We start from the raw sequence: 10,787 nt of genomic DNA on the forward strand, positions 1-10,787 counted from the left end.
GGCAGGAAGTGCGTGCAGATGATGGCGTCGGGGCGCTGTCGCTTGATCTCGGCCAGCAACGGGCGGCTGTTCAGCCGCTCGACCGCGCGGCGGATCTTCTGGGAGAACGCGCTGGGCGCTGTCTCATCGGTCTTCTGGTACAGATAGCCCCACAGCGCCGGCTGGTTGCTGACCAGCTTGATGTAGAAATCGGTGTAGAGCTTGCGAAAGCCGGCTGACACGAAGTCCATCACATCGAGGTGCGTGGCTTCGATGCCCGCGGGGTGCGCATCGGCAAAGGCGCGAATGGCTTCAGCGGCGCGCATGTGGCCGGCACCGGCACTGACACTCAGGAGCAGAATCTTCTTCATGGTTGGCGTAGGAGTTCCGGCGTCATCGGGTTGCCGGGTGGCGTATTCTCCACCAACCATGGCACCCTGTGGAATGACGCAAACAGACGTGTCAGCGCGGCGCGATGGGCGGCAGGTCGATCGAAGCGTCGTCCGTGCAGCCCAGGAATTGCCACTGGCTCGGCTTGAACCGTGCTTCAGGGCCATCCGGTTCCGGCTTGGCGAATTCGGCCTCGATGTCGTAAGGGATTGAGGGGACGTCGAAGCGGGCAACTTGTCCGCGTTTGCAAGCAACGGACGCCGGCTGACCCTCGCGTGACAGTTTCCCTTTCAGGTTGTAGGCGAACAGCGGACCGATGGCCTGGTCTTCGGCCAACACGAGCTTTGCGTTCCCGGACACATCCATCGCCTCAGTATTGACGCCCGCCACCCGCACCGGATGGGGAAAGCGAACGGCGCGCAGGCCGCGCAATGCCAGGGGCAAATCCTTCTCGCCGTTGTCAAACGGATCGTAGCGGTTGATCTGGCTGCCCGCCGGAATCACCAGTTCGCCATACTGAAAGTCGCGATCGAGATTGAAGTTTTGCCGCGCGACCCGGTTCGCATCCTTTGCTGCGATGTCGCGCGAGATGCCGACGGATTCGTAGTACAGATAACCCGCCCATAGATCCAGCACGGCAAGCACAGCCACCAACGCCCGCAGCCGCGTTCGCGCTTTTCTGGAAAGAGGAGGGCGTTTCTTCGCCGGCCTGACCATGACGATACCGATCATCAAGACCGTACCCACCACACCCACCAGCGGCAGCACGACAAGCAGCAGGAAGCCCAGCAGGGAAAGAGTGGGGGCAAAGATCATGGATGGCGGCGCTGCGTGTTCGCGCCGTTTGTGGAGGGCGAGAGGACTGCGCCCTTAGAACGCCGGCAGATATTCCGGCGGATGCGAACGCAGTTGCTCGCGCGCTTCGCGAAACTCAGGGAAGATCGATTCCACCGTGTCCCAGAAGCGCGGGCTGTGGTTCATCTCCTTGAGGTGCGCAAGCTCATGCGCGACCACGTAGTCGATCAGGCTCATCGGGAAATGCACGAGGCGCCAGTTCAGGCGGATCTTGCCGTCAGCCGTGCAACTGCCCCAGCGCGTGGCAGCCGATGACAGCGCGTACGCGCTATGTCGCACGCCCAGGCGCTCCGCATACACCTCAAGCCGCTCACCGAACACGCGCCGCGCCTGCGTCTGCAGCCAGCCTTGTACGCGATCCTTGATCTGCTGCTCGGTCGCCGAAGGCGGTAGCCCCAGATGCAGCATGCATGCATCGGCATCGAACATCAGCGCGCCGATGGGCGACTCCAGCTTGAGCGTGATCGATTTGCCGAGGAAGGGCAACGTTGCGCCATCCTGCCATTCCATCGGCGGCAGCATGCGGCGCGCGGCGCTGGTGCGCCATTCCGCCAGCTTGGCGAAGATCCACTTCTGCTTTTCGCTGATGGCGTGTTCGATCTCGCCGAGCGTGACCCAGCGCGGCGCGGTGATCGACAAACCACGGTCATCGATGACAAAGCCGATGGTGCGCCGCGACGAACGCTTGAGGTTGTACACCAGCGCACGCTCGCCCAGGGTCAGGCGGCGCTGGTTGGGGCCGAGCTGTACGGTGGTGGGATCGACTGCGGGGGGAGCGAGGAGGGTGGCGTCCGGCTGCGAGTGCGAGAGCGACGGGGCTTCAGGCGCGAGCAGCGGCAGTTCGAGCTGAACGCTGTCGGCGGTGGTAGGCGAAGTCGGTGGTCGCAGCAGTTTCATGCACGCTCGCGGTAGCTATCGGCGTCGATTCTACGCATTTCTGTTTCGATCCACGCTTCGACTTCGCGGTTGAGCTCGTCGCTGGTCTTGCCGGCAGTCGGGATGGCAGGGCCGACCGACAGCGTGATCAGACCCGGATACTTCAGGAATGAGTTGCGCGGCCACACGCGCCCGGAATTGTGGGCGATGGGGATGACCCAAGCGCCGGTATCGACGGCAAAGCGTGCACCGCCGCTCTTGTAGCGCGGCTTCGGATCGCCCGAGCGCGTGCGCGTGCCTTCCGGAAACATGATGACCCACGCGCCATCGGCCAAGCGCTCCTTGCCCTGGCGCGCCACCGAGGCGAACGCGTTGGCGCCGTCCTTGCGGTTGATGTGCACCATCTTCAGCAAGCCCAGCGTCCAGCCGAAGAACGGCACGAACAGCAGTTCGCGCTTGAACACGAAGCACAGCGGGCGCGGCATGGTCGCAACGAACGCCATGGTCTCCCAGGCCGACTGATGCTTGGAGAGCAGGACCACCTGCTTGTTGGTGGCGACGGCCTCTTCAATATGTTCCCAGCCCTCGTATTTCCAGCGGATGCCGACCACGAAGCGCGCCGTCCAGATCACGGACTTGGTCCAGCCCGTCACCATCCAGAAGCGGCGATGTGGGTTGAGGAACGGAAACACGATGAAGCAGGCCACCGCGTAGATCGGTGTCCAGACGACCAGGAAAATCAGGAGCAGCAGCGAGCGGATAAAGTTCATGGATGGGAATTCAAGGGGCACGCGAAGGCGTACCCTGGGCGGGCGGCGACAGCAGTGCGCGTGCAAACGCGCGCAGGTCGTTGTGGATCTGGGTGCCAGGCGGCAGATTGCCGGCATCACGCGTCTTGGTGCCTTTGCCGGTCAGCACGAGGTGCGGCAGGGCACCGACTTCCACGCCAGCCTGCAGATCGCGCAGCGAATCGCCAACCACCGGCACGCCGGTCAGGTCCACGTCAAAGCGGCGCGCGATCTCGCGGAGCATGCCCGCCTTGGGCTTGCGGCATTCGCAGGCGTCCGCGGCAGTGTGCGGGCAGAAGAAGACGGCATCGACACGGCCACCGAATGAGGCCAGCGCCTTGTACATCTTCTCGTGCATGGCATTGAGCGCGGCCGCCTCAAAGAGACCACGCCCGATGCCCGACTGGTTTGTCGCCACCACCACCTGATAGCCAGCCTGGTTCAGCTCGGCAATCGCCTCCAGGCTGCCGTCAATGGGGATCCACTCGTCGGGCGACTTGATGAACTGGTCGCTGTCGAGGTTGATGACACCATCGCGGTCGAGAACCACCAGCTTGGGGACGTGAGGCATGTCAGGCTCCGAACAATGCTCAAGCGGCCAGCTTGGAGATGTCCGCCACGCGGTTCATCAGGCCGTGCAGTTCGCCCAGCAGCGCGAGACGGTTGTCGCGCAGCGCGGTGTCGTCGGCCATCACCATGACGCCGTCGAAGAACGTGTCGACCGCTTCGCGCAGGCCGGCCAGCGTTTTCAGTGCCGTGGTGAAGTCGCCGCGTGCAAAGGCGTCGTGCACATGCGGTTCGGACAAGGCCACGGCCTGATGCAGCGCGCGCTCGGCGTCTTCCTTGAGCAACAGCGGCTGCACCGCACCGATGGCCACATCCGTCTTTTTCAGGATGTTGGTGATGCGCTTGTTGGCAGCGGCCAGCGCCTCGGCCTGCGGCAGAGCGGCAAAGGCGCGTACGGCTTCCAGACGCGCGACGATGTCGTCCAGGCGCTGCGGGCGTTGGCTGACCACGGCTTCCACTTCATTGGTGCTGTAGCCCTTGTCCTTCAGGTAGCCGCGCAGGCGGTCGTACAGGAAGTCGGTGATGGCGGCCAGATCTGGCTTGACGGCGGCGATGCCATCGAAGCTGGCGGCGGCAATCTGCAGCGCGTCGTCGATCGTGAGCACGAGCGGCTTCTCGATCAGCATGCGCAGGATGCCCAGCGCGTGGCGGCGCAGTGCAAACGGGTCTTTCTCTCCCGTGGGTTGCAGGCCGATCCCCCAGATGCCGACCAGCGTTTCCAGCTTGTCGGCCAGCGCCACCACGGTGCCGGTCGCGGTCGAGGGCAGTGCGTCGCCGGCAAAGCGCGGTTGGTAGTGCTCGGAGCAGGCCAGCGCCACGTCGTCGGGTTCGCCGTCGTGGCGAGCGTAGTACGTGCCCATCGTGCCTTGTAGCTCGGGGAATTCGCCCACCATGTCGGTCAGCAAATCGGCCTTGGCCAGCAGCGCGCCGCGCGAGGCGTGTGCGACATCCGCGCCGAGCTTTTCTGCGAGTTGACCAGCGATGGCCTGCAGGCGCGACACACGCTCAAGCTGCGTGCCGATCTTGTTGTGATAGACCACGCGCGAGAGCAGCGGTACGCGATCGGCCAGCGGCTTCTTCTTGTCCTGCTCGAAGAAGAAGCGGGCATCGGCCAGGCGCGGGCGCACCACGCGCTCGTTGCCCTGGATGATGGCCTCCGGCGTGCCGGTGGCGATGTTCGAGACGATCAGGAAGCGGTTGCGCAGATGGCCTTGCGCGTCGGTCAGCGCAAAGTACTTCTGGTTGGTCTGCATGGTCAGGATCAGGCACTCCTGCGGCACGGCGAGGAAGGCTTCCTCAAAGTGGCAGGGGTAGACCACGGGCCATTCGACCAGTGCGTTCACTTCGTCCAGCAGCGCTTCGGGCATGACGACCGTATCGGCGCCGGCGGTCTTGAGCAGTTCAGCGCGGATGGCTTCGCGGCGCTTGGCGTAGCTGGCGATGACCTTGCCTTGGGCTTCCAGCGTGCTGGCGTACGAAGTGGCATCGGCGATGATGATGTCGCCGGCCGACAGGAAGCGGTGGCCCAGGGTCACGTTGCCCGATTGCAGGCCCAGTGCGCTGACAGGAATGACTTCGCTATCGAGCAGCGCGATCAGTTTGTGCGCCGGGCGCACGAACTGCACGTTGTCACCGTTCGGGCGCTGGTACGTCATCACCTTCGGGATTGGCAGGTTGGCGATGGTCTGCGACAGCGCGGTCTGCAGGCCATCGGCCAGCACGGCGCCGCGTGCGGTGTAGCGATAGAAGAGCGACTCAGCCTTGCCGTCCGGTGCGCGCTCCAGCGATTCGGGCGCGATGGCTTCCACGCCCACCGTCTTGGCCAGCGCAGCCAGCTTTTTGACGAGCGGTGCAGCCGGCTTGCCCTCGGCATCGAAGGCGATGGTCACGGGCAGTACCTTCTCGCGCAGCTCGCGATCGGGCGCGGCACGGCGCACGCCGGTGATCGACGCAGCCAGGCGGCGCGGCGTGGCAAAGCCTTCCACGCTGGCGTTGTCTTCCAGCAGGCCTTGTGCCGACAGGCCGTCAAAGAGGCTGCGCGCAAACGCCTCGCCCAGGCGGGCCAGTGCTTTGGGCGGCAGTTCTTCGGTCAGCAGTTCGATCAGGAGGGTGGACATAGCAGTTGAATCGGTGACGTCGTTGTTCTGCGCCGCTCGAGGCTGAGTGCCGGAGCGGCGGTTACGTATTTCGGTTAGCAGGGTGAGCCGGGAACGGGCTCCACGCCCGAGAGCAGCCACACGCCGTTTTGCTGCTGGAACTGCAGTTGCGTGCCGGCGCACTGGCCCGGGGGCGGCGGCGGTGCGATCGGCGCGGGGTTGGTGCCGGGCGCAGCGGCGTCGCGGCGCAGGAAGCGTGCGGACAGCGTGCCGCGGCGCTCGTCATAGCGCACCTCTTGCAGCGTGCCGGACACATTGAATTCCAGTCGGCTCGGCAGTTGCGATGCCGAGCGGAACACGCGCGCACGGCGCTGCGCCTTGGCCCCAGAGCCTTGCCATTCGACCCAGGTGAGCGGGAAGCGCAGGGCGGTGGCGTACGTGCGCAGCGGCACACGGTGCCAGCCGAGGTCACGCGCGCCGGACAGGTCGCAGGCCATCGTGCGCGCCAGGCTCGTCCATTGGTCGAGTGCGGGCGGGGCAGGCGTCCACGCGGTGCCCAGCGCCTGTTGCAGTGGCTTGGAGTCGGCCACGCAGATCTGTGTCAGGTTACTCGGCACGACGAAGATCTTTTCCGTCGATGCCGGCTTGGACGTGCGATGCCGCGCCGCTTGCGCAACGCTTGCCGGCAGCGCCAGCGCGGCAATCGACGCCGCCGTCAGCAAGGCCAGCCCGCGTCGCGCGGTTTGGACCCGCATGGCCGTCATGCAGCCTCCGTGGCAGCGGCAGCGGTGCCGCACATCGGGAAGCCCAGGCGCTCGCGCGAATCGTAGTAAGCCTGCGCGACCAGGCGCGACAGATTGCGGATGCGGCCGATGTAGGCGGCGCGCTCCGTCACCGAAATGGCGCCGCGTGCGTCGAGCAGGTTGAACGTGTGGCCGGCCTTGAGCACTTGCTCGTAGGCGGGCAGGGCGAGCTGCACGACCGGGGCGCCATCGTCTGCCGCACCTTCCTTACCTTCTGCGGGCACGCCCATCAGGCGCTTGGCTTCGGCTTCGTGCTCGGCAAAGCGGCGGAACAGTACGGTGGTATCGGCTTGCTCGAAGTTGTAGGTCGATTGCTCGACTTCGTTCTGGTGGTAGACATCACCGTAGGTCAGGCGGCGCTTGACGGGGCCGTTCGGACCCGGTTCTTCCCACTCCGTCCAAACCAGGTCATAGATGTTCTCGACTTTCTGGATGTACATCGCCAGGCGTTCGATACCGTAGGTGATTTCACCGGTAACGGGCTTGCAATCCAGGCCGCCAACTTGCTGGAAGTACGTGAACTGCGTGACTTCCATGCCGTTGAGCCAGACTTCCCAGCCGAGGCCCCAGGCGCCGAGCGTGGGGTTTTCCCAGTCGTCTTCCACAAAGCGGACGTCGTTCTGCTTGAGGTCCAGGCCCAGTGCTTCCAGCGAGCCGAGGTACAGGTCGAGGATGTTTTCCGGCGCGGGCTTGAGCACCACCTGATACTGGTAGTAGTGCTGCAGGCGGTTGGGGTTCTCGCCGTAGCGGCCGTCCTTGGGGCGGCGCGACGGTTGCACGTAGGCGGCGCGCCATGGCTCAGGGCCGATCGCACGCAGGAAGGTATGCACGTGCGAGGTGCCGGCGCCGACTTCGAGGTCGATCGGTTGCAGCAGGGCGCAGCCCTGGGCGTCCCAGTACGACTGCAGCTTCAGGATGAGTTGCTGGAAGGTAAGCATGGTGGTACCCGGTGGTCCGCCGCGGCCAGAACGTTCAGGGCGCAGCGTGACGGTGGAATGCAGCGGCGGGCACGAGAAGCGCATGGCCCCGCAGTTACGTGCATGAGCGCCGCAAAACGTTGAATTTTAGCGTTTTTTGTCAGCCGCCCCGGAAAGTGGCTCGAAAGCCCTCCGGGCGGCGAACGATCAATCCGCTTTTGCCTTGCGGCGACGTGCGAATGCGATCAGCAGTACCAGCACGCCCAGGCTCAGCGCGGGCGCGTTACCGGCCCGCACAAACGGTGTCAGCCCTTGCATACCTTGCACTTCGGCTTGCAGCGTGCCGAGCGTGAAAACGGGCAGGCGCGCCTGCACGCTGCCGTCCGGGCGCACCACGGCGGTGGCGCCGGTATTGGTGGCGCGCAGCATCGGCCGGCCGGTTTCCAGTGCACGCATGCGCGAGATCTGCAGGTGCTGGTCCAGCGCGATCGTGTCGCCAAACCACGCCAGGTTGGTCACGTTGGCCAGCATGGTGGCGGGCTGGTCCGCATGCCGCAGCGAGGCGGCGATCTCTTCGCCAAACAAATCCTCGTAGCAGATGTTGGGCGCGACGCGCTGATCGGCCACTGTCATGGCTGGCTGCACGGGCAGGCCACGCCGGAAATCGCCCAGCGGCATGTTCATCATGTTGACGAACCAGTGGAAGCCGAAGGGGATGAACTCGCCGAACGGCACGAGATGGTGCTTGTTGTAGCGGTATACGCCCTGGACCTGCGGGCCGACGCCGAACACGCTGTTGGTGTAGTCCACCGCCGAGTCCTGGCTGGCCGCGCCAAACAGCACGCTGGAGCCGGTGGTATCCACGTACGTGCGGATGGCCAGCGCGATCTCCTGCGGCATCTCCTGGATCATGATCGGGAAGGCCGTCTCGGGCGTGATCACCAGTTGCGCGGGCTGTTCGGTGACCATCTTCGTGTACAGCTCCAGCGAGCGCTCGATGCCGGTCTGCTGGAACTTCACATCCTGCGGCACATTGCCCTGCAGAAGGCGCACGGAGATCGGCTTGCCTACGGGCTGTGTCCACGCGATGTTGTGCAACGGCCAGCCGGCCACCAGTACCGCGGCGCCCATGATGACCGTCAGCCAATGCAGGCGGCGCTCGGCGGCCACGCACAGCAGGCCGGCCAGCACGGCTGCAATCAGCACAATGCCGTACACACCCACTAGCGGCGCGTAGCCAGCCAGCGGGCCATCGGTGTGCGCATAGCCACCGTTGATCCAGGGAAAGCCAGTCCACACCGTGCCGCGCAGCCATTCGACGACGGCCCACGCCGCGCCGAACACCAGCGCGGATGCCGTGCCCGACCAGCGCCCGCGTCGCGTCAGCCACTGCCACGCCCACACCGCCAGCGCCGGATGCAGTGCGAGGTAGCCGGTGAACAGCAGCACCGCAAGCCCGGCCATCCACGCCGGCATGTCGCCGTAGACGTGCATGCTGATGTAGAGCCACCACACGCCCGAGAGGAACCAGCCGAGCCCGAAGGCATAGCCGACCCAGGCGGCGTCACGCAGGCGCGGCGCGCGCTGTACCAGGGCCGCGAGCCCCGTGAGCGACAGGATCTGCAGCCACCACCAGTGGTTGGGCGCGAACGACAGCGTGTGCATGACGCCCAGCAGCACCGCCAGCGGCATGGCAAAGCGCAGCCGCGCGAGTGGCACGGCAGGGGCGTCCTGCCGACGGGGGGATACCCCGGCAGGGGAGGAGAACTGAGCGGGCACGGAAGTCAGGCGGGGTTGGAACCCGTTGCGTTGACCGAGGCATCGCCACCGGTCGGGGTGGTGAGACGGCGCACCAGCAGCACTTGCACTTGCCGCGCATCGGCGCGCAGCACATCGAACTGCAGCGTGCCCAGAACGATCTTCTCGCCCCGATGCGGCACACGGCCGAGATGGTTGGACAGCAGCCCGCCAACGGTATCGACGTCCTCATCGGAAAAATGCGTGCCGAAGGCTTCGTTGAACTGGCTGATCTCGGTCAGGCCGCGCACGCGCATATGGCCGTCGGCGGTGGCCAGGATGTTGTCTTCTTCCTGGTCGAAGTCGTATTCGTCTTCGATGTCGCCGACGATCTGCTCCAGCACGTCTTCGATGGTGATGAGGCCGGCCACGCCGCCGTACTCGTCAACGACGATTGCGATGTGGTTCCGGTTGACGCGAAAGTCGCGCAGCAACACGTTCAGGCGCTTCGATTCCGGAATGAACACGGCCGGGCGCAGCATGTCGCGCACGTCGAAGTCTTTGTCGGTGTAGTAGCGCAGCAGGTCCTTGGCCAGCAGGATGCCGATGATGTTGTCACGGCTGCCCTCGTAGACCGGGAAGCGTGAATGCGCCGCTTCCTGCACGTAAGGGATGAACTCGGACGGCGCGTCGGCGATGTTGATCGCGTCCATCTGCGCACGCGGGATCATGATGTCGCGCGCGCACAGGTCCGAGACCTGGAAGACGCCTTCGATCATCGACAGGGAGTCGGCGTCGATCAGGTTGCGCGCGTGCGCGTCTTGGAGGATTTCTAGAAGCTCGGCCCGCGATTCGGGCTCGGGCGAGATGAGGTCGGTCAGGCGTTCCAGCAGCGAGCGGGGTTTGTCGGCTGGCTTCGGACTGGGATACGGATCATTCATGGCGCGGTCGCGCGTCGTTAAACATCGGCCCAGCATACACCAAAAGACTCGCCGCCCCGATGACGTGGGCGGCGGCTTGGTGATCCCTTCCAACACAGCGCGGGGTGGGCGACATGCCTCCTGATGTGCGTTGAATTGCACTTCAGGAGGCCGGCCCGGGTGGCGCGGCATGGCGCCTGCCGAGGGGGAAACGGTCAGTCGCCGTTGACCTTGCCGCCTTTGTGGTGACCGTCGTCACCAGTGTGCCCGCTACCCTCATCACTGCCCTTGCCCTGGTGGCCGTCGCCGCCATGATCGTTGTTGCCTTGGCCGTTGTCGTCCTGGCCTTGGTGATTGCCCTTGTCCTTGTGATTGCCGTTGTCGTGGCCGGAATGGGTGTGGTCGTCGCCATTGCCATCGTGATGGCCCTGGCTGTCGGGGTCGCCTTGGTGCTCGTGGTGGTTGCCGGAATCGCCACCACGATCGTCGCCACCGCCATGGTCGTGATCCCCGCCGTGGTTGCCGTTGCCACCGTGATCATGGTCTCCGCCGTGGTTGCCATCGCCACCGTGGCCGTGGTCTCCGCCGTGGTTACCGTCGCCACCGTGGTCGTGATCCCCGCCATGATCGTGGTCATGGTCATGGTCGTGATGATGGTGGTGGTGCCCGCCGCCAGGCGCTGGCGTCGGAGTTGGCGTCGGCGCCGGTGTCGGTGTCGGTGTCGGTGTCGGTGTCGGTGTCGGTGTCGGTGTCGGTGTCGGAGTTGGAGTTGGAGTTGGACTCGGACTCGGACTCGGACTCGGACTCGGGCTAGGGCTAGGGCTAGGGCTTGGGCTTGGGCTAGGGCTTGGGCTAGGGC

At 65.2% G+C, this 10,787-nt stretch carries 9 protein-coding genes and 2 pseudogenes; all 11 read right to left on the reverse strand.

Features of this window, described 5'->3' with window-relative positions; translation table 11 throughout:
* Nucleotides 1-350 (reverse strand): annotated as a pseudogene (locus tag JHD73_RS23890) (galactosyldiacylglycerol synthase); the annotation flags it as partial.
* Between the two features lie 91 nt (nt 351-441).
* Nucleotides 442-1,185, reverse strand: a complete 744-nt coding sequence (locus JHD73_RS23895) for a hypothetical protein (RefSeq protein ID WP_199032664.1) — start codon at nt 1,183-1,185, stop codon at nt 442-444.
* Nucleotides 1,186-1,239: 54 nt separating this feature from the next.
* Nucleotides 1,240-2,121, reverse strand: a complete 882-nt coding sequence (locus tag JHD73_RS23900) for a M48 family metallopeptidase (protein ID WP_199032665.1) — start codon at nt 2,119-2,121, stop codon at nt 1,240-1,242.
* Nucleotides 2,118-2,870 carry a 1-acyl-sn-glycerol-3-phosphate acyltransferase gene (locus JHD73_RS23905; RefSeq protein WP_199032666.1) on the reverse strand — a complete coding sequence of 251 codons (753 nt, stop codon included), beginning with the start codon at nt 2,868-2,870 and terminating at the stop codon, nt 2,118-2,120. The genes JHD73_RS23900 and JHD73_RS23905 overlap by 4 nt, the downstream gene beginning before the upstream one ends.
* Nucleotides 2,871-2,880: 10 nt before the next feature.
* A complete protein-coding gene (gene gmhB / locus JHD73_RS23910; protein ID WP_199032667.1) occupies nt 2,881-3,459 on the reverse strand; it encodes a D-glycero-beta-D-manno-heptose 1,7-bisphosphate 7-phosphatase in 579 nt (192 codons plus the stop codon).
* Nucleotides 3,460-3,478: 19 nt separating this feature from the next.
* The gene (glyS, locus tag JHD73_RS23915) at nt 3,479-5,572 is read right to left on the reverse strand and encodes a glycine--tRNA ligase subunit beta (protein ID WP_199032668.1); all 2,094 of its coding nucleotides are present in this window, start codon (nt 5,570-5,572) and stop codon (nt 3,479-3,481) included.
* Between the two features lie 74 nt (nt 5,573-5,646).
* A complete protein-coding gene (locus JHD73_RS23920; protein WP_199032671.1) occupies nt 5,647-6,306 on the reverse strand; it encodes a hypothetical protein in 660 nt (219 codons plus the stop codon).
* 5 nt (nt 6,307-6,311) lie between these two features.
* Nucleotides 6,312-7,292 (reverse strand): glycine--tRNA ligase subunit alpha, encoded by a 981-nt coding sequence (gene glyQ, locus JHD73_RS23925; protein WP_199032672.1) that lies wholly within the window; start codon nt 7,290-7,292, stop codon nt 6,312-6,314.
* 186 nt (nt 7,293-7,478) lie between these two features.
* A complete protein-coding gene (gene lnt, locus JHD73_RS23930; protein WP_199032669.1) occupies nt 7,479-8,990 on the reverse strand; it encodes an apolipoprotein N-acyltransferase in 1,512 nt (503 codons plus the stop codon).
* Between the two features lie 65 nt (nt 8,991-9,055).
* Nucleotides 9,056-9,949, reverse strand: coding sequence for an HlyC/CorC family transporter (locus tag JHD73_RS23935; RefSeq protein ID WP_199032670.1), 894 nt, complete (start codon nt 9,947-9,949; stop codon nt 9,056-9,058).
* A 194-nt stretch (nt 9,950-10,143) separates the two neighbouring features.
* Nucleotides 10,144-10,787 (reverse strand): annotated as a pseudogene (locus JHD73_RS23940) (hypothetical protein); the annotation flags it as partial.

Source organism: Ralstonia sp. ASV6 (assembly GCF_016429285.1).
Classification (GTDB): domain Bacteria; phylum Pseudomonadota; class Gammaproteobacteria; order Burkholderiales; family Burkholderiaceae; genus Ralstonia; species Ralstonia flaminis.

What these genes read in the sequence shown, in the direction of transcription:
- JHD73_RS23905 (WP_199032666.1), bottom strand. Translation starts at nt 2,870, where the DNA reads ATGAACTTTATCCGCTCGCTGCTGCTCCTGATTTTCCTGGTCGTCTGG.
- JHD73_RS23935 (WP_199032670.1), bottom strand. Translation starts at nt 9,949, where the DNA reads ATGAATGATCCGTATCCCAGTCCGAAGCCAGCCGACAAACCCCGCTCG.
- JHD73_RS23920 (WP_199032671.1), bottom strand. Translation starts at nt 6,306, where the DNA reads ATGCGGGTCCAAACCGCGCGACGCGGGCTGGCCTTGCTGACGGCGGCG.
- JHD73_RS23895 (WP_199032664.1), bottom strand. Translation starts at nt 1,185, where the DNA reads ATGATCTTTGCCCCCACTCTTTCCCTGCTGGGCTTCCTGCTGCTTGTC.
- JHD73_RS23900 (WP_199032665.1), bottom strand. Translation starts at nt 2,121, where the DNA reads ATGAAACTGCTGCGACCACCGACTTCGCCTACCACCGCCGACAGCGTT.
- glyS (WP_199032668.1), bottom strand. Translation starts at nt 5,572, where the DNA reads ATGTCCACCCTCCTGATCGAACTGCTGACCGAAGAACTGCCGCCCAAA.
- glyQ (WP_199032672.1), bottom strand. Translation starts at nt 7,292, where the DNA reads ATGCTTACCTTCCAGCAACTCATCCTGAAGCTGCAGTCGTACTGGGAC.
- gmhB (WP_199032667.1), bottom strand. Translation starts at nt 3,459, where the DNA reads ATGCCTCACGTCCCCAAGCTGGTGGTTCTCGACCGCGATGGTGTCATC.